At 58.4% G+C, this 21807-nt stretch carries 19 protein-coding genes; 5 read left to right on the top strand and 14 right to left on the bottom strand.

Translation table 11 applies throughout. From position 1 onward, the window contains the following. Positions 1-67: 67 nt before the first annotated feature. The gene (locus tag NKH43_RS12555; RefSeq protein WP_352858387.1) at positions 68-709 is read right to left on the bottom strand and encodes a sulfotransferase family protein; all 642 of its coding nucleotides are present in this window, start codon (positions 707-709) and stop codon (positions 68-70) included. 509 nt (positions 710-1218) lie between these two features. Here NKH43_RS12555 and NKH43_RS12550 point away from each other — a divergent pair. Next, positions 1219-2133 (top strand): sulfotransferase family protein, encoded by a 915-nt coding sequence (locus NKH43_RS12550; RefSeq protein WP_352858385.1) that lies wholly within the window; start codon positions 1219-1221, stop codon positions 2131-2133. 18 nt (positions 2134-2151) lie between these two features. Here NKH43_RS12550 and NKH43_RS12545 read toward each other — a convergent pair whose 3' ends face one another. The 8 genes from NKH43_RS12545 to NKH43_RS12510 all read right to left on the bottom strand — a co-directional run bounded on the left by NKH43_RS12545 (position 2152) and on the right by NKH43_RS12510 (position 12426). Next, positions 2152-2847 (bottom strand): sulfotransferase family protein, encoded by a 696-nt coding sequence (locus NKH43_RS12545; protein ID WP_023717684.1) that lies wholly within the window; start codon positions 2845-2847, stop codon positions 2152-2154. A gap of 72 nt (positions 2848-2919) precedes the next feature. Then, positions 2920-4662 carry an asparagine synthase (glutamine-hydrolyzing) gene (gene asnB / locus NKH43_RS12540; protein WP_352587194.1) on the bottom strand — a complete coding sequence of 581 codons (1743 nt, stop codon included), beginning with the start codon at positions 4660-4662 and terminating at the stop codon, positions 2920-2922. 348 nt (positions 4663-5010) lie between these two features. Further along, positions 5011-5820, bottom strand: coding sequence for a sulfotransferase domain-containing protein (locus tag NKH43_RS12535; protein ID WP_352858406.1), 810 nt, complete (start codon positions 5818-5820; stop codon positions 5011-5013). Between the two features lie 46 nt (positions 5821-5866). Continuing rightward, entirely contained in the window at positions 5867-6883 is a 1017-nt protein-coding gene (locus tag NKH43_RS12530; protein WP_156948027.1) for a glycosyltransferase family 28 protein, read from the bottom strand. Between the two features lie 201 nt (positions 6884-7084). Next, complete coding sequence (locus NKH43_RS12525; protein ID WP_352858382.1) at positions 7085-8257, bottom strand: glycosyltransferase family 9 protein; 1173 nt, start codon at positions 8255-8257, stop codon at positions 7085-7087. After that, on the bottom strand, positions 8247-9281 hold the full coding sequence (locus tag NKH43_RS12520; RefSeq protein ID WP_352858379.1) for a glycosyltransferase family 9 protein: 1035 nt from the start codon (positions 9279-9281) through the stop codon (positions 8247-8249). Before NKH43_RS12520 ends, NKH43_RS12525 begins: the two co-directional genes overlap by 11 nt. A gap of 161 nt (positions 9282-9442) precedes the next feature. Next, complete coding sequence (locus tag NKH43_RS12515) at positions 9443-10555, bottom strand: glycosyltransferase family 9 protein (RefSeq protein WP_352640893.1); 1113 nt, start codon at positions 10553-10555, stop codon at positions 9443-9445. Positions 10556-10620: 65 nt separating this feature from the next. After that, positions 10621-12426, bottom strand: coding sequence for an ABC transporter ATP-binding protein (locus NKH43_RS12510; RefSeq protein ID WP_051409617.1), 1806 nt, complete (start codon positions 12424-12426; stop codon positions 10621-10623). A gap of 525 nt (positions 12427-12951) precedes the next feature. Between NKH43_RS12510 and NKH43_RS12505 the strand changes: the two genes are divergently transcribed. The 3 genes from NKH43_RS12505 (at position 12952) to NKH43_RS12495 (ending at position 17410) form a co-directional block, all read left to right on the top strand. After that, positions 12952-14790 carry a carbamoyltransferase family protein gene (locus NKH43_RS12505; RefSeq protein WP_352855921.1) on the top strand — a complete coding sequence of 613 codons (1839 nt, stop codon included), beginning with the start codon at positions 12952-12954 and terminating at the stop codon, positions 14788-14790. A gap of 36 nt (positions 14791-14826) precedes the next feature. After that, positions 14827-15885, top strand: a complete 1059-nt coding sequence (locus NKH43_RS12500; protein WP_352858375.1) for an SGNH/GDSL hydrolase family protein — start codon at positions 14827-14829, stop codon at positions 15883-15885. A 589-nt stretch (positions 15886-16474) separates the two neighbouring features. Further along, entirely contained in the window at positions 16475-17410 is a 936-nt protein-coding gene (locus NKH43_RS12495; RefSeq protein WP_352790183.1) for a GSCFA domain-containing protein, read from the top strand. Positions 17411-17493: 83 nt separating this feature from the next. On the opposite strand, the gene NKH43_RS12490 is transcribed toward NKH43_RS12495, so the two are convergent. From NKH43_RS12490 to NKH43_RS12470, 5 genes are all read right to left on the bottom strand, one after another. After that, a complete protein-coding gene (locus tag NKH43_RS12490) occupies positions 17494-18231 on the bottom strand; it encodes a TylF/MycF/NovP-related O-methyltransferase (protein ID WP_352790180.1) in 738 nt (245 codons plus the stop codon). Between the two features lie 677 nt (positions 18232-18908). Further along, entirely contained in the window at positions 18909-19163 is a 255-nt protein-coding gene (locus NKH43_RS35325) for a DUF6894 family protein (RefSeq protein ID WP_023717696.1), read from the bottom strand. A gap of 37 nt (positions 19164-19200) precedes the next feature. Continuing rightward, entirely contained in the window at positions 19201-19425 is a 225-nt protein-coding gene (locus NKH43_RS12480; RefSeq protein ID WP_023717697.1) for a hypothetical protein, read from the bottom strand. Between the two features lie 267 nt (positions 19426-19692). Then, the gene (locus tag NKH43_RS12475) at positions 19693-19854 is read right to left on the bottom strand and encodes a hypothetical protein (protein WP_023717698.1); all 162 of its coding nucleotides are present in this window, start codon (positions 19852-19854) and stop codon (positions 19693-19695) included. Between the two features lie 434 nt (positions 19855-20288). After that, positions 20289-20636 carry a hypothetical protein gene (locus NKH43_RS12470; protein WP_352858370.1) on the bottom strand — a complete coding sequence of 116 codons (348 nt, stop codon included), beginning with the start codon at positions 20634-20636 and terminating at the stop codon, positions 20289-20291. 32 nt (positions 20637-20668) lie between these two features. On the opposite strand from NKH43_RS12470, the gene NKH43_RS12465 reads away from it, so the two are divergent. After that, positions 20669-21805, top strand: coding sequence for a hypothetical protein (locus tag NKH43_RS12465; protein ID WP_352858367.1), 1137 nt, complete (start codon positions 20669-20671; stop codon positions 21803-21805). The last annotated feature ends 2 nt before the right edge of the window (positions 21806-21807 follow it).

Genomic DNA, 21807 nt, shown 5'->3' with positions numbered 1-21807 from the left:
TGATCGACTGGAGTGTCGTTTTCCTGAGGTAGACTGTGCGCCGCCGAGCAGAAGCCGCGCATTGCCGTCAGTAGCCGAAAGCCTCAAAATCCTCGGCATAGAGGCTAGAGACGATCCCGCGCGATCTCTTATCATAGTAATCGTCGGCCTTGCTCGTCGCATCCGTTCGGCTTTGGCTGCGGTGGATGGTGTTGCTGATTTGCCTGCCGCCACTGATCCGATCCCACACCTTTTGGAAGTCCTCGGCGAAATTTTCGACACGACCGATAAAATCAAACTCGGACGTGGGCATGACAAGCGACGATGTCTGCGGAGCCCAATGGAGGTCCGCATACAGCCAGCCATCTTCCAGGAGATCACAAAATTCACAGAAAGTCGGGATATTGCCGCCCTTACCGATGTTTTTCTTTCCCGTCGCGACCTTATCCAAATAGGCCGACAGCACGCGGCTGTAGGGATTCCGCACAAACGTGAACGCGAACACGTTCGAAATCGAATCAACCTGATCGACGGTCAATTGGGACGGACGCAACAGGGTGTCGCTCTGCAGCAATTGTTTCTTCGCGCCGGCGAGCTGGAACTTTTCGCGAAATTTGAGCTGGGCCAAGTTTATTGTGACCGTAGAGTTGGCCGACTTCGCAATGCGATTGTAGAAAAATCCGTGATCGGGATCAAACAATCCTTGCCGATCGGCGGTCAGTATCGTCAATTTGCCGCCATACGGGTATCGCTTGTAAAACGGAGAAGCCGGTATGGTCCTTTTGGCGACCGTTCGGCCAACCTTTGTTTTGATTTTCCGAAATCGTTTCAGCACATTCGAGCTCGATCCGTGAGTGGTTTCGTCCCCCGTTTACCGTGCCCACCGCGGCGTATAGCGTAAGTCTGTCGACGCTGCCAAGTTAGAGATTGAATGTAAGAAACTTGGCGGAACATTTGCGTTGTCTAACGCCTTCCCGCGCCCGGAAAAACATCGCAGCACGAAAGGCGATCATTGTCCTGCACCAGGGCCGGAAGCGTCGGTCGTGCTGTGACAAGTCCGTGCGACGCGCCATGCCTCTATGCACCACAATTGAGCTTTCGAACTTGGCGGGAGTTTCTTCGCAGTCTATTAAGCGCCGTAAGCCAGCCTTGGATAGGGCAATGCGGTAAAGACAGTCTGCCTGCTTACAGGCCTATGCCACGACAGGTAGACTGATTTCAAGGCGAGGGTTTTTGCCGATGACGACCAGCCATGTTTCGCCCGATAATGTCGTGCCGGGCAAACGCCAGCTCGGCGCATTCCGTCGCCTCGAGCGCTCGTTGCGGCCACGGCTGCAAAGCCTTCGCGACGTGGTCCGGGAGCCGTTTCTTGCCTGGGCGCATCCGGAAGCCCTCGCCTTCTACCGCAGGGCCGTGGCAACCGCATACCTGCCGGACGACCTGATCGACGTGGTCCCGCAACTCAAGATCCTATACCTGGCAACGCCGAAGGCGGCCAGCAGCCGCATTCGAAGCAACCTTGCAGCCATGATCGGCAACGACACCGTGTCGGGGTGGCGCAGCGACCAGAACTGGAAGGTCCACAACCGAAAGGCGTCACGGTTGCAGGCGCCTCGCCATGGCATCGTGCAGTTCCACCGCATGGCGACAAGTGCTGAAGCCTTGCGATTTACCTTCGTTCGCAATCCCTATACCAGGCTGTTGTCGTGCTGGGCCGACCAATATCGCGACCGTCCCCTTGTGCCTGGCTATGGCAGGGTCGAGGTCTATCTGGCTCATCGCGAACGGGCCGATCCGGCGCTGCCTGTCGGCGCTGACAAGAGCCTGTCCTTTGCAGATTTCGTCGCCTTTGCCTGCAAGACGTCCACATGGCGCATCGACAAACATTGGCAGAGGCAAAGCGACATTGTCGAAGTTCCAGGAGTTGCGTTCGACCTCATCGGCAAGACCGAGACTTTCGCAAAGGATTTCGAACGGGTTCTCGATCATGTCGGTGCAGGCGACGATATGCGGCGCGCGGCGATGCCGCCCCTGCACACCTCCTCGCGTCGCAGGCTTGCCGACTACTTCACGCCAGAACTGGCGGATTCCATCTATCGCGCATATGAGCGCGACTTCGATCAGTTTGGCTATCCGCGCGCGCTTCCAGAGTGAAAATATCGGGCGTATCGCTCAAAGGTACCCGAAAGCCTGCATCAGGGGCTTCCCACGGCCCTCGGTAAGCTCCGCCAATTCCTGCTGACCAAGGTCGGTCTTCCATCGTCCGCGCCCGTCATAGATCGGCTGATTGACCTGCTGGTTGCGGAGTGCAGTATGTTGCTTCTCAAGTTCGACTTCGGCCGGCTTGAACCATTGCTGCGGCTTCCTGTGATAGTCGAGCAGGTCCGGGCTGAAGGGCAGGTTGAGAAAGCCGCAGATGCGCTCGACGATCTTGGCCGGATCCTCGACCAGATCCTCGTAGCGATAGATCAGTACATCCGGCTGTCCTTGTTCGGCGAGAACGAGCGCATTGTCGCCGATCCAGCGGTCGAGCGCCTCCCTTGGATCGCCAAGACGCTTGGCCAATGACGCCACGACGTCGCGCCCGTCCCGCACCGGCATCACGAAACGCGCCCCGGGCACGAGGCGGCGAATACGGCCGACGCGACGGATATGCCGCGGCGTTTTTTCAAGCAGCAAGGTCTTTCCGGCACCGCGCGCCGCGCGCTTCAGCTTCCAATAGCGAAACATCGCCAGCGGCGTCCATTTGAAGAAGACATTGGTTTCCTGGAACGGCAGGTAGACGTCGGGATGGGCTGCGAGGATCGTCGCGATCAACGTCGTGCCGCTATGACCGCAGCCGCATATGAATCCGGTCCGCATCACCATGTCGGCGGTGCTCCCATGGCCCGACCCCGCTCCGTCACGGCGAAAAAGAAATGCTGGCAGCCTTGAGGGTGGCTATGCGGAGGCATTCGAAAACTTGGCGCCTTTCAGGAAACCGGACAATACCGCCTCCTGATAGCTTTCCTCGGATTGCGAAGCCACGGCCGTTCGCTTCCAGCTTTGTGGAAGACCAAATCCCTGCTTCTTACGTTTGAGCGTGCTTGCCGGCAAAACATTGCGATATGCGTATTTAAGCCCGCCCTTAAGCTGGCCATCCTTGTAAAGAAACGACTCCGGCAGGCTGAACGCATATTCGATCATCGTTCGCGACAGGAACGGGATACGCGCTTCGAGCGAAACCGACATGCTCAACCGATCGACCTTGGTCAGGATATTGTTGGGCAGACTGGTATGAAAATCGAGATATTGCAGGCTGCGCAACGGTCCGAGTTCCGGCTTCCACCACGCCCTGAGATGGGCGAGTTCATCATAGTCAGCAGCGATGGCAAGGCGTTCGCGATAGACGTCGCGCTGCCATCTCGTTCTGCCGGAGCCAATGGCGATGGAGAGCTCGACCGGGTCACGCGTGGTGATCAGGCGCAAATTGCGGTCCTTCAGGCGCCACCCGCTCTGTGAACCGAACGGGACGAAACGTTGCTTCCTGCGAATGCCGCTAAACCGCTTGTATGAGCGATAGCCGCCGAAAAGCTCGTCCCCGCCATCGCCCGTCAGCACGACGGTCCTGTCGCGGCTGGCAAATTCGCAGACACGAAACGCCGGGATGGCGGCCTTGTCGGAAAGCGGCTCGTCATACCATTCCCGCGTGCGGTCGAAGACGTCATCGAGCTCTGTCGGCTGCAGGATCCGGATCGCGTGTTCGGCGCCGAACAGCGCCGCGACCTTGGCCGCCTGCGCGCTCTCGTCAAATCTTGGATCTTCGAAGCCGATCGAAAACGCCTTTGCCGTGGGGTTCACCGCAACGGCATGCGACAGGACAACCGCCGAGTCTATGCCGCCACTGAGAAAATAGCCGACCGGCACATCGCTCACCATGTGGGCGGCAACGCTCGCCTGCATGCGGTCCCGCAGCCCGTCGGCCAGGCGGTCGTCGTTGTCCGAGCGGAGTTCGGTAGGCATGGTCCAGTAACGCCCGACATCGACGCGGCCGGTTTCCAGATCGAATGTCAGCCGACTTGCGGCCGGAAGTTTGAAGATATTGCGGTAAAGGCTTTTGGGCGCTGGAATATAGCGGCATGCGAGATAGTCCAGGACAGCCGTCTCGTCGATCGGCGGCAGATCGTCGCCGAGCCAGGCCTGCAGCGCTTTGAGTTCCGACGCCCAGGCAAATCGGCGTCCCGAATGGAAGTAGAAGAACGGCTTCATGCCCGGCCGGTCGCGGATCGCATGCAGCTTGCGGCGTTCCCCGTCATGGATCACCGCCGCATACATGCCGTCCAGCTTCTCGCAGAGCCCTTCGAGCCCCCACACCCGATAGCCATGCAGCACAACTTCGGAATCGGACTGCGAGGTGAATACGCAGCCTTTGGCAATCAGATCGGCGCGGAGCTCGCGATAGTTGTAGATCTCACCATTGACCGTGATCGCGAACTTCCCGTCGGCGCTGACCATGGGCTGATTGCCTGCCGCCGAGAGGTCGATAATGCTGAGGCGCCGAAACCCGTGATAGAGATCGCTGGTGACACGTGCGCCGCCATAATTCGGGCCGCGGTGCACAAGCGTGTCGCGGGCCTGGTCGGCACGATGGATATCGTCGGGCGAAAAGCCCTCGGCACGATAGACGCCGAACAATCCGCACATCATTGGCTCCGCAGGAAGATCTTCGGTTCGAAAGCTTTTTGCCGGCTCCGCCAGCCGGGCCAGACCAGTATAGGAAACTGCCTGGATGCTCAACCGCCCTGCTGATTTGTACGGTCAGGCTCGAGCGGCCTCGAGCAGGCGCCTCATGTTCTTCTCCGCCTCGTCCATCACCTCGGCCCAGGGCCGTAGGCGGCCGTGATCTGGGGATCGGCCCGGGCCGAGCGCGCGGGCCGATAGAACTCGCATGATGGATCGCTGTGGCCAGCCAGGCCTGCTTCTCGGCCTTCTCGAACCGGAGAGCAGAACCTAGATGGCAAAAAAGCATCGGCATATGAGGCAAAATCGTAGCTATCGGCGTCGTGCCGCTATGTCCGCATCCGCAGACAAACCGATGCATCGGATCAATTCACACCTGCCCCTGTCGCCGATATAAGATATGCCATGCCGCAGGAAGGCCTCATCGAGCCGCTTCCAGTAATCGAGCCGCGCAAGTACATTGTCGCAGAAGGCTACATCATCTACGCTGAGGTAGTCCAAATAACCACCGACCTTACCTTTTCGAACCTTGAAACTTTCCGGGTCGTCAGGATTGCGTGGTCGCAATTTTCCGCCATAGCGCGCACCCAGTTCTCCTGAGATTTCAGATTGCTGCATTCGTTTGAACGACCTACTGACGACCACATCAGCAAGGTTGGACTCGTCGAAGGACTTTCCCACAAAGTTTCCGACACTGCGCAAAGCGTCGTTTGTATCCCGCTGCATATCTTCATAGCGCAGAAGCGCAATTTTTCGCATGTAACTTGCGGCTGCGAACCACTGCAGATTGAAAAGGGCAATCTTCTCGACGCCGTGTTTGGGGCTCCTTACACATTCGCCTATCGGACCTGCTCCCAGCTGATGGCGTTTGCAAACCTGAAAATATCCAGACACCACAGTGTCGCGGGGGTCTCGCGTCAGAAATAGGATCCGCTGCCGTTTGTAGCGTGATTTGTCGGTGCTGATCTGTGCAATGTCACGCAGCTCCTTGTGGTCGGAACCATCATGCGTGTAAGCCGCATTGACGCCCAGATCGTCAAGCATTACGCGCAGCCACGTCCGCCCGGACTTGGGAAACGAGACGACAAGGAGTGGCGGCCTTTTTGCAAAGAAGTTGGACAACAATCTCAACCTAGGCCTCCGATTGCGAGCACTTTGATTGCGCAAATCAGCGGTTGTAAATATCGATCAAAGCATTGGCGATCCGTTGCGAAGCTGGCATCTTTGGATCAATCGACAGATTGGCATTGAGGAAGTCCCGGCTTTGCTCAAAATAGGTCGGTCTTGACCTGACCGCAGCAAGGATATCGTCGACGAGTTGATGCTCCGACCATGTTGGTTTGAAAGCGCCCATAGGACTGTCGAACTCGACCATCGGCGAAACCAGCGGAAAGAGCACCACCGGAATGCCGCAGGCGATCGCTTCGTAAACCGTGGTGCTTGGGCGAGTTACTAGCGCCAGGGCGTCCGGGAGCAGTTGTGCGAAGTCTACGGGCGATTTGTTCGGCATGTCGACTTTTGCGAACATCGTGGGATGGACACTAACGACATGGGCAAGGCCGAGTTTCGCACATGCGGCTGCCACCGCTTCAATCGATTGGCGGTCTGCGAGGTCTTCGATATCCCCCTTGAAGTTCACCAGCACGAAAAGCCCTTCATCGTGCCTGGCGCCCGCGTTTTCGACGGCACGCTCAATTACCGGGGAGCCGACAATGTAGGTCGGTTGTCGTCGTTGCTGCAGCGCTGCCGGTCCCATCGACAGGATGTAGTCAGCTCTCACAAATCGATGCGGCTGCAGCAGTCTCGCACCTCCGATGAGGCCGACCACACGGACCATTCCGAAGTTGATAGAATCTATGAACCGCCTAAAAAATTGCGGTGCATAGTCATTTCCAGTCACCAGCATGTCGCAGGGTCTGATCGTCCGCTTGAGCTCAGCAAAGCTGATATGCGACATTCCCCGGGCGTTTAGTTCAGGGCGTGCGACGCCGCCGCGTTTCAATCCGTCAATATGCGCGAATACGCATTGAATGCCGCCGTCGACCAGAAGTTGAGCCGCATCAGCCAGCAGACGAACATTGTTGCGATTGTGTGGGACGAAGTAGACCGTCCTCGTCTCTGCCCTGCCGCGAGCGTAGATACGCCCCCGCCTGAACAGGTTTCCTGGATGCACAAGCCTGTACACCGCGAGGAGCCGCTGCACAAAGTCTTCGCTGATAAGAGAAGCCGACTTGTTCCCCGACCTACCCAAAGATATGCATCGCCCTCCAAGTCTTGAACCAGCCGCCAGCCGGCAGTTTACAGCGTTCTCGCCGTAAAAAAAGGCCCTTGACCACTTGGCTGCTGTGGCCTTCCTAGTGCGTTCGCGATGCCAGGCGTGGCGGAGTCAACTAGAGGCGATGAGTGAGCACATGTGGTGTCGCGCCTCGTCCATCACCTCGGCCCAGGGCCGTTCGCGCTTTGAGACCAGCACGGCCGAAGGATAGTAGGGCGTGCGGTCGCCCTCCACTGGCCACGAACGTTTGAAGCCGTCACCAAGGATGAAGACCGACGGGACGCCGAGGGCGCCCGCCAGGTGGGCCCCGGTGTTGCTGATGGTTACGACGGCGTCCATCGCTGCAACCTGCGCGGCGAACATGTCCATGTCGACAAGCTGATCCACGGTAGGGTCGTGCAACACACGTGTCGGGTCGCCATCGGTCAAGATTTTCAGGTCTGACTCGGTCCGGCCATATTGCAGCGAAACGAACCGAAGGTCCTGTCGGCCAAGCAGGGGACGCCACGCCGCCAGCGGCGGCAGGTCCTTGCCGGGATTGGAGCTGCCCCATCCGACGCCGACCAGCGGCCGGCCGTCCTCGCTGTAGCGGGCGCGAAGTTCAGCGACCCGCGCCGGATCCGGTTTAAGCGGGACGAAATGCTCCCGGATCGTCGCCTCATTGGTTTCGAACACAGCAGTCAGATGCTGGACGCCGGCGAAGGCCTGCGCCTCGGCGTAGGCGGCCTTGTTCCCGGGACCGACAGCCCGCACATCGGCAATGGGAAATGTCCGCTGAAACAACGGCACCAACCGATGCTCGACGAGCACGATCAATCGTGCGGCGCGGGCGAGCGCGCGGCCGACGGAACTCGCATGATGGATCGCGGTGGCCAGCCCCTGCTTCTCGGTCTCCATCAGGTCGACGAGCAGTACCTGGCCCGAGACATCCTGGCCGAGCCACTCACGCTCGACACGGCCTTCAACGATATGGCGCCGGGCGATCTTGAGTTCGGCCGCCGGGCCGTAAGCGCCCATCCGCATCAGCGCCTTGCCGAGCTCGTCGAGCAGATGTACCTCGCCCCTCGACTTCGCGATCGATGCTAGCGCCAGGGCTTTCGGCAGCGCGGCCGACCAATCGCGCGCCTCGATGCTTCGCCGATAATCCGCCATCTGATCGGCAATATCGCCGTCACGCCAGCGAAGGAAAAGCTGCCGCCGATGACTGCGGAACAAAACCTTGTATTTGTAGCCGGCAAGCGCGATAGCGCGGCGCAACCGGAGAAGAAATCGGCTATCGGCCATCAGCAACTCCACTGATGATTTGCCTGATCCGTCCACCTGCTTCCTGCATTGCGGACGCCCATGCCTGGCCGCCTTTTCTGACCAGTCGAACGCTTGGATATGTGGCCACGGTCTCGCCGAAGGCGGGCCACGACAGCCGAAACCCGTCGTCGAGCATGACGACCGTTGGGACGCCAAGCGCCCCCGCCAGATTGGCGCCGGTATTGCTGATCGTCACCACGGCATCGAGCGCAGCGATTTGCGCGGCAAAGCGGTCCATATCCGACAACTGGTCGACGGAAGCGTCATGGATGATGCGTCCCGGCGCCCAGTGCTCGAACTCGGAGAGCGCCGGCCCGACATCGCCATATTGCAGGCTGACGAAACGTCCCGGCAGGCTGCCGAGCAACGCCCGCCAATCGTCCAGGGCCGGCAGGTCCTTGGACTTGTTCAGGCTTCCCCAGGCAAAGCCGATCAGAGGACCGGGGCCGCGATCGAGGTAGGTGCTGCGCAACTCGGCGACCAATCGGCGGTCCGGCTCCAACGGGACGAAGGGCGCGCGTGCTGCCGGTTCATCCGGCCAGAAGTGCTTCGCCAGTGTCTCGAAGCAGGCGAAGACATCGGCGTCCACCGCCGCCACCTCCCCCTGTTCCTCCAGCCTGAGATCGAGCGCAGGATATGTTCGGCGATAGAGTGGCACCAGTCGCGGCTCGACCGAGACGATGCATCGCTCGGCAGCCGCGATCACCGGGCCAAGCAACGACGCGAACTGAAGGAAAATCGCAAGATCGCCTTCGCGGCGCTCGACGGCAAGCCTGCGACCCGCAAGATCACTGCCATCCCATTCGGGCCTGCCTGGCATTTGCTTGCTCGACGCAATCAACTGCCAGGCACGGTTCCCGCCGCCGAGACGTCTGAGGCCACGCCCGGCTTTCTTGACAAGCCCGCGATCGCCAAGCTGCTCACCCAGCAGGCCGAGTGCCAGCGCATGGTCCCGGGCCGCCTTCCAGTCGCTTCGCTCGACGCTCTCCGCCATCAGCCTCATATGCCGTTCGACGCTTTCGTTGGCATGACGCGAGGGCCGTTTAAGAAGTTCCTTTGCTCGATCAAAAAGTGTCTGTAGCCGCTTGCCCGCGCCTGCTTGCGGGCGCAGGTCCGCAGCTTGTGCTTTTTGAAGGACGGATCGTCTGTTCGGCACGGCGATCCTCAACAGGCAGCGTCGGAATGCGTCGTCAAGATCGACGAGAGTCTTTGACCAACCTCGTCGAGCACCACCGACCACGCGCGCCCTTCCTTACGAATGACGACGCCCTTCGGATACCAAGGCGTTCGATCGCCGATGACTGGCCACGCCGTCTGAAAATTGTCGTCGATCAGGAAAATAGTCGGAATACCAAGTGCTCCGGATAGATGAGCCGCCGTGTTGCTGATCGTCACGACGGCATCGAGCGCTGCGACCTGTGCAGCGAACCGGTCCATATCGACCATCTGGTCAACGCTGTCGTCATAGATAAGACGCGCGTCATTGCCATTGCGCAGGCGCCGCAGCGCCGGCTTGATCTGTCCGTACTGAAGCGAAACGAATGTCGCTTGTGTCTGGGCGATGAACCGTGCCCATTCGGGGAAGTCAGGCACGTCCTTGGTGTGGGATTTGCTACCCCAGGAGAGGCCGACCAGCGGCAGATCCGTGATCGAGCGATAATGCTTGCGGAATGTCTCGACGAGCCCAGGATCTGCTCGCAGCGGCACGAAGTCGGCGGCAAGTTTCTCGGCATCGCGTCCGAACACCCAGGCGAGATCTTCGAAGGTCGCACGTTTGTCGCCGATCACATCCTGCTGCGCCGGGACCACGGTCGCCTTCGGGAACGTTCGCTGCAGAATTGATATGAGCCGCGGCTCTGCCCGAATTGTTGCACTTTGCGCATAGGCAGCGGCGGCGCCGGCCAGTCGCGCGTGGCGGATAACCCGGCCAAGGCTGCGCGGGTCATCCTCCACAAGATCGATCAGCAGTGTATCCGAACCGAGGTTCTCCCCGGTCCACTCGTTGGCATTTTTCCCCTTCCGCAGCCGGCGAGCGGTAAGCCGAAGCTCGGCCGCCCGGGCGAAGTTGCCCAGCCGTTCGAAGGCCTGTCCTGCCTTCTGCATCAGCTCGGGGTTGCGGGAACGGTCAGCCATGATGGCCATTTCATTGATACTTGCTTCAAGGCCTGTCCAGTCCCTGCGCGCGATCAGCGCGTCGGCCTTGGCCTGCAGCTCAAGAACGGAATGAGGCTTGGAGCCGGCAAACAATGTCCGCGCGGCCTTTGTGTATCGGCGCAATCGCAGGCCTATCCCAGCAATCACATACCTGACATAGGAACCGTGATAAAAACTGGTCATCGCCGTCAGCGCAAAACGCTTTGCCGCAGCTGCTTGCTGCCCTCGACGATCGGGCCGGACGCCTCCAGGTGAAAGATCGAGCGATAAATTTCGCTGCGCCTGGCAAGCTCGTCATGAGTCCCGGCGTCCGCCAGAATGCCAGCGTCAAACACCAGGATGCGATCGGCTGCCTTGATGGTTGAAAGCCTGTGCGCAATGCAGATCACCGTGCGCTCGAATGCATCGTCGAAAGCAGCCTCCATGACCGCCCGTTCGTTTTCGCCGTCAAGCGCGGACGTTGCTTCATCATAGACGATTACCGGAGCATTCTTGAGCAGCGCGCGCGCGATGGCGACGCGTTGTTTCTGCCCGCCCGACAGGTTGGTGCCACTCGGCCCGACAAGAGTGTCGAGCCCGTTTTCAAGGCTGGAGGAAAAGCTGGTGACCCGGGCGAGGTCCGCCGCGGACTCGATTTCCTGATCGGTGGCGCCCGGGCGTCCGTCGCGGATGTTGTCGCGGATCGAGCCTTCGAACAGGAAGACATCCTGTGACACCAGTGCGATATTGTCGCGAACGTCGGCGAGGCCGATCTTGGAAATGTCCTTTCCGTCGATGAGGATCCGGCCCTTGTCCGGCTCAATGAGGCGCAGGATCAGATTGACGATGGTGGTCTTGCCGGCGCCGGAGCGGCCGACGATCGCCAGCTTCTCACGGGGCCGTACCTCGAAGGAAACGCCGTGCAGCGCCGGGCTGTTGCCTTCGTAGGAGAAGGCCACATCTTCAAAACGGATTCCGCCCTCGACATCGGTGAGGCGCTCGCCGGCGGTTGCGAGTTGTCGCTGCTCGGGCGTATCGATCAAATCATACATCTGCTCAACCGCCACCATCTGCTTCTGGATATCGACATTGACGCGGGCCAGCCGCTTGGCGGGCTCATAGGCAAGCAGAAAGGCGGTTATGAAGGCCATGAACTCGCCCGGGGTCTTGCCGTTGCCGAGGGTCTGCCAACTGGCATAAATGACGAACAGCCCGATGATCACGCCGCCGCCGGTCTCCATCAACGGACTCATCAACGCTGACGTCCGGTTTATCTGGATGCCGCGCCTTTCCATCTTGCCGACGGCCTTTGCGAAGCTGGCGACCGCCTTGTCTTCGAGCTGAAAGGACTTGATGGTCCGGATACCTTCGACGGCTTCCGTGCCGATCGACTGGACCAGTGCAGCCAACTCCGTCTCGCCCCTTGCCAGCGCCTTGAGCTTCCTGGTTATGGCGCCCACCGACAGGAACAGCAGCGGCAGAACCGCCACGGATATCAGCGACATCATCGGATCCTGCTTGACCATGACGCTTGCCAGGCCAATCAGCGTCAGCACATCGGAGACGGTGCTGCTCGTGAGCGTGAGAATAACGGATGACCCGGCGCGCGCGTTGAACATGATCTTGGAGACGAATTTCGCCGGATGCTGATTGGCGAAACGACCGATGTCGAAACGCACCATTCGGGAAAACTGGCGGTTTTGCAGGTCCGAGACGATAGCCCGGCGAATCTTCCCCGTCGTGATGGTCTGGCAATAGGCGGCTATGCCCTTAACCAGGAAAATGCCGATGATTACGGCGCTGATACCCCATGCGGCGGCAGCGTTGCGTTCCACATAGATGCTATTGACCATGGTGCTCATGATCCAAGCCGACGCGGCGGTCGTCGCCGCAACGGCGATCGAACACAGCAAACCGGCGAGATACAGCGTTTTGTGCGGCGGCAGGTTCTCGATGATCAGACGCTTAACCAGCGGGTATGCCAGCACCGCCGAAATTCGTCTCTTTGCGCTCATTCCATTTCCCGATGCGATGTGCGTTGGTACCGGAGGGCTTCTGCTCTCTGCCGACCCGCACGATTTCGGGACGCCGTTTGAGCATCCGCGATAGTTCATATCCTATTCCATGTCTGTGGCTTCGTTCGGAGCCGCAGTCAATGCCGAACCCGACTCATTGAATGGCGACGGTCAAGGCTGCCGCACGGGCTCAATCGGCTCGGTGATACGCCGCGTCCTTGACAAGCTTTGTTCCTTCGGCTCAATCGTTTACCAATAGCTTGGGTGCATTCTCGTGGTGGGCGAAAATAGTGTCTGACATTCACAACGTGCCCTCCAAGAGGGCTGCGACCAATGGTTGGTTTTCCGACTTGGTCTGTGCATCGACGTTCTTTGGGGTGGTATTTCCCGTCGGATTTGCGCGCCGGTTGGTCAGAGTGATCTGCCGACGGCTCCAAAGAACGCATTCCAATGATACATTTTGGATTGAACGAAGAACCAAGAACGATTTGAACTCGATGACCAATCAGTTTTGAAGACAATATTATGACCAATATATTGGGCATATCGGCTTTCTACCACGACAGCGCGGCCTCCCTCGTCGTCGACGGCGCCATCATTTCGGCGGCCCAAGAGGAGCGGTTCACCCGTCGAAAAGCCGACGAACACTTCCCCTCAAACGCCATTCGGTCCGTTTTGCAGACCGGCGGTGTCTTGCTGAAGGATGTGGACTACGTCGTATTCTATGAAAAGCCGCTGCTAAAATTTTCGCGTCTGCTTGAAACCTATCTCGACGCCGCTCCTAGCGGATTCGATTCATTCCGAAAGGCGATGCCCGCTTGGCTGACGGGAAAATTATTTCAGAAGAGGATCATTTTCGACGAACTCCGCAGAATTGACCGCGGCTTCAAGGATCCATCCCGGATCCTCTTTTCCGAACACCACGTAAGCCACGCGGCCAGCGCGTTTTTCCCGTCGCCCTTTAATGAAGCTGTGGTTTTGACTCTCGACGGCGTTGGCGAGAAAGCAACCACGACAGTTGCGATCGGCAGAGGCGCAACTCTCGATGTCGTGCGGGAATTGCGGTTTCCGCATTCGCTCGGGCTTCTATACGCGGCGTTCTGTTATTATCTCGGCTTCAAGATAAACAGTGGCGAATACAAGGTGATGGGGCTGGCCCCCTATGGTGTGCCTCGGTTCAAATCGCTGATCCTGGAAAAGCTGGTCGACCTGAAGGAGGACGGAACCTTCCGTCTCGACCAAAGCTATTTCGCGTATGCCACTGGACTGAAAATGACGAACGCACGGTTCGCCAGCCTCTTCGGACAGCCGGTAAGGCGCCCTGATACCGATCCGTTAACTGATTTTCATATGGACGTTGCCGCGTCCATCCAGGCCGTCGCCGATGAGATCGTTCTTCGGCTGACTCGCAGCTTGGCACGAGATTTTGCAATTCCCAATCTGTGCATGGCCGGCGGTGTGGCGCTTAACTGCGTGGCGAACGGCAAAGTGCTCAGAGATGGTGCCTTCAAGAGAATCTGGGTTCAGCCCGCAGCCGGCGATGCCGGAGGCTCGCTTGGGGCCGCACTCGCCGCCTGGCATCTTAAACTCGGCGGTGAGCGGGTTATAGCCAAGCAAGATTCCATGAAAGGGAGTTATCTCGGTCCGGAATTCGGTCAGAGCGAGATCGAAGCGCAACTCAGCCGAGCCAAAGCCGTTTTCGAAGTCATGCCAACCGACCAACTGATCGATGCCACGGCTGCGGCGCTGGCCGACGGCAAGGCGGTGGGGTGGTTCCAGGGCAGGATGGAATTCGGACCACGGGCGCTTGGCAACAGATCCATCCTTGCAGATCCGCGGTCGGACCATATGCAGAAGACGCTCAATCTCAAGGTCAAGTTTCGCGAGAGTTTTCGTCCGTTCGCCCCCTCAGTCCTGTCGGCACATGTGTCGGACTGGTTCGATCTGGAGGGTGAATCGCCTTATATGCTCCTCGTTGCTCCGGTTAAGCAGAGCCGTCACCGCGCGATGACTGCATCCGAGGCCGCTATGTTCGGAATAGACAAGCTGAACGTCCGTCGGTCCGAGATTCCTGCCGTCACGCATGTCGACTATTCGGCCAGGATTCAGACGGTGCACGTCGAGACCAACCCGCTATACCACGCGTTGATCACCCGGTTTGAAGCGCTTACCGGCTGTCCTGTCTTGGTGAACACCAGTTTCAATGTGCGCAGCGAGCCGATCGTATGTTCCCCGACGGATGCTTTTCGCTGCTTCATGGGAACGGATCTGGACGTGCTGGTGGCTGGTAACTGCGTTCTCCATAAGCCGAAGCAGGATTCCGCCCTCGCAATGGACTACCGCGGTGAGTTTGAGCCCGATTGAGCACGCGCACGAAAGGCGTTGCTACATGGTGTCGAGATGAACGTGGTTAAAAAGCAACTTTGGAGAGCGCGGCGCACTTTGCGCAAAGGCCTCATTATGCTTCTAGGCGATAGGGCGCTGCTCCAGATCGGTTTCCCAGGCTTGATTGCCAAATGGGCTGGTTGCCCGACACCTTTGGTTCGGCCAAACCCCTATACCTTATATGAGCTGAATCCTGTGTGGCACTCGGGCAACGGCAGATCGAGACACAATAGCCTGGGCTTCCGGGGCCCGGAAACCGCCATGCCGAAGCCGGAGCAATGTCTAAGAGTTGTCTGTATGGGAGAATCGTCTACTTATTGTACCGGAATAGAAGACGATAGCCGTACTTATCCGCACCGGCTGGGCGAATACCTGAGGGATCTGAAACCGGGAGTCGAAATTGACATCGTCAACGCAGGAGTTGGCGGATATACCTCGGTCGAGAACGTTTTGAGACTTCTTTTCCACGTAGCACCATTGTCACCTAATCTTATCGTATACTACTATACCCACAATGATGTTCATCCTCGCCGACTGGACGGACTGTCTCGAGACTACAACCAGTATTCCTGCTCCTGGTTCGAGCCACCGTCAGGTGGCGGGCTTTCGGGTTGGTTCAAAAGACGGCAAAATCTGGCGACCGCGTATGTCGGGAACATTGTTCGACGTCGAGGCGATGGACGTCGAAATTCGAAGCACATTGCGCACAATCCACCAGACGCGTTTCGTGCGAACTTTAGTGCACTGGTCGTCCTCGCAAAGGCAGCCGGAGCCTCGGTTCTCTTCGTAAACCCCAATTATCGGCAGGAAGACCCAAACGATCCCGCTGCAAACGCGGTTTGGGAACACAGACGCATTGTGGAAGACATAGCCAAGCGAACCGGCGCCTCGGTCGTTGATCTCCATGGATCGTTGCCTTACCTTTGCCAACGCAGCGAGACTTTGGATAGAAATTATTACGACGAGGTGCATTTCACCGAGAAGGGAGCGGATTCCGCTGCCAGGATTGTTGCCAACGCGATTATGGAACAGGGTCTTCTGAACTTTTCCAAAGAGAAACCTCTAATATACTGACGTATACGAGAGAAAAACTATGAATGTTTTCCATGAATAGTATATTTTTTTGGACATCCGCTGCTTTGCTGGTTGTAGCCGCAATAGCATTGGTGCGGATGGTCATAAAAAAACGAGGAAAAGCTGACGAGGAAGCTGAGCCGGAGGACAATTACCCTCTCTGGTAGGCCCTAATCCCTCGGTCTGGCTTGGGTTACGCCAGACGTGCGCGAGAGAGATCCCCCGGTCCCAAGGGCGCGGCTCATGTTGCGTTGCCGATCCACCAAAGGCGATTTCTGCACAACTGTCGGGGTCAGCGGACAGCCCGACAGACGCCTCAATGAAGCGTGAAGCGGGACCAGACTGCGCCGCGACAACATGCGCCAAAAGAACCGCATCTGAGGTCTGACGTCGTTCGAATAGTCAATCTTGAATCCTTCTGATTGCAGCTAGCCGCGAAGCGGACTACATGTCCGGCATTGCGGTTGGGGCCAGCTGTGACCACTATGGAGCGACTGTGCCATTTCTGGAGCGAGTTAAACGAAGGTACCTTCGGATACGCAATCGACTCGGATACGCCAAACCCGTCCGTCTGACGGCGTCGGATAAATTGAACGCGAAGTATGGCGACTTTGTAAGCTCTGGCGCCATTACTATACGCAAAAACCCCGTATTAACTTCTGACGATATATTCTTCACGATGGGGAGTTGCTTTGCGCAGGAAATTCGACGCGCGTTGACAAACAGACGCATCGCATGCGTCCCGTCCTACGGAAATATCAGCTTCGACCCCGCGGAGGCCATTGTAGATGAGCTGCCTCGGCAGGAACATATGAACTTCTACAACACTTTCACTGTTCGCCTCCAGCTCGAGCAAATGCTTGGCGTGTGGGATCAGGCAGACGACGACTGGTGGCAGGTCAAGAAACGCGTCCCTTGGGGCTCGGCCAGCTTTCAGGACCCGTATCGGCGCGGTATTTTCGCCAAATCTCCGGAAGTTCTCAAAGAGGTGATCGGGAGCGTAAACCGGGAGATGCGGGCTGGCTTCGATGCCGCCACGGCATTCATATTCACCTTTGGAATGACCGAGGTCTTCATCAACAAGGCCAGTGGCAAAGCAGCAGCGCAGAAGCCGCTCTATCTCGGCGGCGGCGGAATGCAGGAAACAACGCTTCACGTCAGCAGCTTTCAGGAAAACTACGCCAACGTGATGGCTGCCGTGGACATGGTCCGTGAACGCAAACCCGATGCGCCGATAATTCTCACGGTCTCACCGGTTGCATTGGCGCGCACATTTCAGGACGCGGATGTCGTCACCGCGAGCACTGAAGGCAAGTCCGTTCTTCGCGCCGTGCTTGGTCAAGTCTGCCGGGAACGGGACAATGTCCATTATCTTCCCTCGTTCGAGCTTGTCACCTATGGGGGCCTTGCTCGTAGCTACAGAGAGGACTTGCGGCACGTAAAGAACTCAGTCGTCGACGAGATCGTTGAGCAGTTCTTCAATGCCTATTTTGCTCCGTCTCAGGTGCCATCAAGCGAGAATTGATACCCGTGCCCTGCCGATTTCCATCATGGCTTTCGGCGACGTCCTCGCTTCATCCGATGGAGAGCCGCCGCAACCATTCAGGACTAGCCTGCCTTTATGACAATCGCCTGCCCCGTTGGAAGTTCGATAATGCCTTCCGGGCGGTTTTCGAAGAATTGGTCAAAGGCCTTTCGGGCTCCAGGACAGAGCGCGGAGCCGTAGTCATCGCATATGATGATGCCATGTGCGCACACCCGATCGTAGAAGAAGGCAAGCGCGTCACGCGTCGGCTCGTATAGATCGACGTCAATATGGACCAGGGCGAAACGCCGGTCGGCTACGCTGGGAAAAGTTTCCGGTATCCATCCCACATGAAAAGTTGTGTTGCCGAAGTCCGAAATATTCTCTCTGGCTACCCTCTCGTCAGTGCTGAGATCGCCGGACTTCCACGGCGTTTGGCCGTTTCGCTTGCGATCCTCTGCGGTCGGTTCCGAGAGGCCGGCGAACGAGTCGAAAAGGTGATAGTGCCGTGGCCGAAGATCGCTCATCAGCATGAATATCGTCGACCGGCCTTGCCTTACGCCGCATTCGGCCACATCGCCGTCGATCCGCTCGATCGATCGTAGGCAGCTTTGCAGGACAAAAGCTCGCGGATCTGGAATCCCGCGGATGTTTTTGACCCGCTGCAGTGCCTTGCGGAAAAATGGCTGGTCCTTCCAGACCATATGGCTGGAATAGACATAGAAGCCGTATCTGTCCGCCTTCTTCTGTGCGATCTTATACCAAGCCACGCCTCGGCGTTTGTTTGAAAAAACAGCAAGTGCCGCGTCTCTCAATTTCACCTGTATCCTCCAGCATTCGGTATGTGTTCTGATGACGGCAGAGAGAAACTCTGCCGTCATCAGACGCGAAATGACGTCGAGTTCCGACTGAAGGACATGGCCTTATCCCGCAACGAAGCGCTTCCGGTGCACGTAATAAGCCAAGATCGGGAATGGAACTCCCATGCACTGCGACTCAAGATCACGGTCACGTACCAGGCCGGTCCGGAAATTGGTCGATTGCCAGCGGAAGTTAGCACACTGCCCGGCTTAATCTGCGCGCCGCAACGATGGCGCGGCACCTCCTCATCACATATTTGCGCACAGCAGGGCAATGCCCGCAGCAGATGTGCGTCGAAAGTGTCAGGCGCCCTCGTCGCGCCTGGAGCGTCAGAGAGCCCAACTCGGCGACCAGGGAGATCAGGCCGTCGCGATCGCGGATCAGTCTCGCCGCGCTCGCCTTGGTCAGTCCCCTGCCCTCGAGATCCTGGAACGCTACGGTAGCCCTGGGCCGACAAACGGGAGCATAAATAGTTCCCCTGTCGGCAAGGCAAGCCATGTTTGTTCTTGCTTTGTGCCGGCAGCTATGCTACTAATTTGCTTATGGTGCTGATTTGCGCCAACGACCGCCTTGCCGCGACATGCGGTTTTTCAGCCAGGCTCGACAAAGCTCGCCCGCATTGCGGGCCTTTGGCCAATCACGGTCGAGTGCCAGCCTTTTCGGCAGCTTCCGAGAAGGGAAATCGGAATAGCAGCTTCCGGTTCTCGTCGCAGATTTCGAAGGAAAGACCTGTCAGGACCGGGCTGCCGCTGAGCAGGCCCTCGGCCAGAATTTCCTTGGCCGAAGCCATGGCGTTATCCTGAGCCGCGGACAAACCGTCCAACTCCTGACCCTCGAAATCTTCCGTCAAGCGGCCGTCATTGTTTCGGAAGTGAAAAAAATATCTCGGCATGCCGGTTCCGGTTGGTCGGTTTATCTAATTTTAGCCTTCATGCGTCAGGTCGATCGAACAGCACCCCCAGCCCATGTTCGAACGCACATGCCGCAATCATGTCGTCCAAGGCTTTTCCGGAGACCGGGCAATTCGGCATGACAGCCCTGATGGCGATCTCAGCCGCTGCGGTAGAAACCTCATCGTGGCGCCTCTTCCTGGTCTCGATATATTGCTCGATCAGAATTTTCAGGCGCCGCGCTGCAATCTCGTCAACGACCATGGTTCTCCCTCGATTCGGCACAATGTCCGTCTTCCGGGGTCCGTCTTGCGGGTGAACGGTCCGCCGCGATTGGGTAGCAGCGGACCACTCGGCTGGGTGAGCCAACGGCCCGAGGCGGGGGTGTCTCGGACCGCCACCACAATAGCTTCGAGAGGCCACACGTTCCACAGGACGCTGCCGTTGGTAATTTTCGTACACTGAACATTGCCGCGGGCAGTCCGGGACTGTGGGATTTTTTGGGCTAAGCCGCCGTCGCCGGATGCCGGATCAGCTCCGGCTTTGATAGCTGTAGATGCCGGCGCCGATCGCGACCGCTCCTACGGTTATCAGGATCGATGGCAGCCCCATCGACGTGGCGATGATCCCCCAGACGATGGCGACGGCAATTGCGCCGGCCGTTCCCAACACCAGTCTAAGCCGTTTCGACATTATCTGTTTCCCCCGAAAAGCGCATCTTTGGTCTTTTTCTGATCGAAATACCGCAATGCGGCACCATTGTCTGCGCTTTGTCCAACGTTTTTACGCCGCCCTGAGCCCGACCGCTGAGGCGTAAGCGATCCGTATGCGGCCTTGTTGCAAACACCCGCTCGACAATGAGGAAGCTTGGGCGAAAGCCCGAGAAGCGAGGCGTCAGAAAGCGAGGTATCTATGCAAAATTTTCGGAATTTACTCCGGTTCACAATCATGGGCATGGCGGCCACGACAACCGCAATAGTCATCACAGGCCTTACCCCCGAGACAACCGAAGCGACTTTGATTTGCCATAGGGTGGTCTGCCAGAAGGCGAGCAATGAACGCAGTGCTTTCGGCACCAAATATCAGCGCAAGTGCACCTGCGAAAATGTAAGCGAGGGCGCTAACAACTATCCCTCCCCGCGCAACGCCAACAAGGGGCCCATCGGCGGTTCGAGCGGCACCAGCAGTTCAGGCGGCAGTAGTGGTTCGAGCGGCACCAGCAGCTCAAGCGGCAGCAGTGGTTCGAGCGGCACCAGCAGCTCAAGCGGCAGCAGTGGTTCGAGTGGCAGCAGTGGTTCGAGTGGCAGCAGTGGTTCGAGTGGCAGCAGCGGCTCGAGCGGCACCAGCGGCTCGAGCGGCACCAGTGGTTCAAGCGGCAGCAGCGGTTCGAGTGGCAGCAGTGGTTCAAGCGGCGGCAATGACGGAACAAGCAGCGGCGGATCCAACGGCAGCGGTGGAGTGTAGCAGCTGCTCAAGTGGCTCCAGCGGCGGCGGGTGGGCAGACCACGTGACCCGTGCCGGCCGCCCACGACGATCAAACCCTCACGACAACGGGAGTAGTAGCTTGACGCTCCAACCGAAATCCGCGACCGCGCCCCTCACCGGCCTTGCAGGACTGCTTGGTCTTGCGCTGGCCGTCGGGGTGCTCGTCGACAAAAGCTGGCCTGTGCATTTGCAGGCCATGACTGTCATTGCAGCTACCGCGGCAGCGATGATCGCGGTCGACACGGCCTATTTCCAGACGTTTCGAAGGCGTTCAACGGGATTGCAGGCAAAGCCGATGCGAGCGCTTGAAGTCGAGCGCGTCATGCGCAAACTCATCGGCTTCATCGTCACGCTCACGACGATTGCCGCAGTCTACTGGATATTGCCGGAATACCGGCGTGAGTTTTACGCCCCCTACTGGGCAGCTCTCTACGACACCTTGCCGGCGCTGCTCGTCACCGCGCCGTTTTATGTTGCTTATGTCGATCGCCGGCAAACCGATCCGGAAGATTCATATGCCGAAATCGGTGCATTCGTCCTCGGCGGCGCCGTGCCGCAAAGGACTGAGCAGATACGCCAGCATGTGCGGGGCTGGATCGTCAAAGGCTTCTTCCTGCCGCTGATGTTCGTCTATCTGTGCTCCGCGCTAGGTTCGATCCTGGCCGGACTGGAACAACCGTATCAATTCGACATCATGCGCTGGCACGCTTTTGCAATCGATCTCCTGTTCATGGTGGATGTCCTTGTCGCGGTCGTCGGCTACATTTTCACGCTGCGCGTCCTCGACAACCATATCCGCACCGTCGAGCCCACTGTGTTCGGCTGGCTGGTTTGTCTTGCCTGTTATGAACCCATGAATGCCGCCACCCGTGCCTACCTGAATTACGAAACGGGCGCCAACTGGACGGCGGTGATGCCCACACCGGCGCTCCAGGTTTTCTGGGGATCGGCGATCGTCTTCTGCGTCTTGATTTTTGTCTGGTCCACCGTGAGCTTTGGCCTGAGATTTTCCAATCTCACCAACCGCGAGGAACGCCATCTGTCACGCGACCCCGATTACGCCGCCTATTGCGATTACATCGCCGAGAACGGTGCTGTAGCCCAGTTCAAACGACTGTTCGCGAAAGCGAGTCGGTCGCCGATCGGGCGTTCCGGCTGAAT

It is taken from the genome of Mesorhizobium sp. M1163, from assembly GCF_040318415.1.
Classification (GTDB): Bacteria; Pseudomonadota; Alphaproteobacteria; order Rhizobiales; family Rhizobiaceae; genus Mesorhizobium.
Note: the sequence above shows the minus strand (reverse complement) of the source record. Positions and strands in the feature narration are given on the sequence as shown.

What these genes read in the sequence shown, in the direction of transcription:
- NKH43_RS12550 (WP_352858385.1), top strand. Translation starts at nt 1,219, where the DNA reads ATGACGACCAGCCATGTTTCGCCCGATAATGTCGTGCCGGGCAAACGC.
- NKH43_RS12545 (WP_023717684.1), bottom strand. Translation starts at nt 2,847, where the DNA reads ATGGTGATGCGGACCGGATTCATATGCGGCTGCGGTCATAGCGGCACG.
- asnB (WP_352587194.1), bottom strand. Translation starts at nt 4,662, where the DNA reads ATGTGCGGATTGTTCGGCGTCTATCGTGCCGAGGGCTTTTCGCCCGAC.
- NKH43_RS12525 (WP_352858382.1), bottom strand. Translation starts at nt 8,257, where the DNA reads ATGGCCGATAGCCGATTTCTTCTCCGGTTGCGCCGCGCTATCGCGCTT.
- NKH43_RS12520 (WP_352858379.1), bottom strand. Translation starts at nt 9,281, where the DNA reads ATGAGGCTGATGGCGGAGAGCGTCGAGCGAAGCGACTGGAAGGCGGCC.
- NKH43_RS12510 (WP_051409617.1), bottom strand. Translation starts at nt 12,426, where the DNA reads ATGAGCGCAAAGAGACGAATTTCGGCGGTGCTGGCATACCCGCTGGTT.
- NKH43_RS12505 (WP_352855921.1), top strand. Translation starts at nt 12,952, where the DNA reads ATGACCAATATATTGGGCATATCGGCTTTCTACCACGACAGCGCGGCC.
- NKH43_RS12500 (WP_352858375.1), top strand. Translation starts at nt 14,827, where the DNA reads ATGAACGTGGTTAAAAAGCAACTTTGGAGAGCGCGGCGCACTTTGCGC.
- NKH43_RS35325 (WP_023717696.1), bottom strand. Translation starts at nt 19,163, where the DNA reads ATGCCGAGATATTTTTTTCACTTCCGAAACAATGACGGCCGCTTGACG.
- NKH43_RS12480 (WP_023717697.1), bottom strand. Translation starts at nt 19,425, where the DNA reads ATGGTCGTTGACGAGATTGCAGCGCGGCGCCTGAAAATTCTGATCGAG.
- NKH43_RS12475 (WP_023717698.1), bottom strand. Translation starts at nt 19,854, where the DNA reads ATGTCGAAACGGCTTAGACTGGTGTTGGGAACGGCCGGCGCAATTGCC.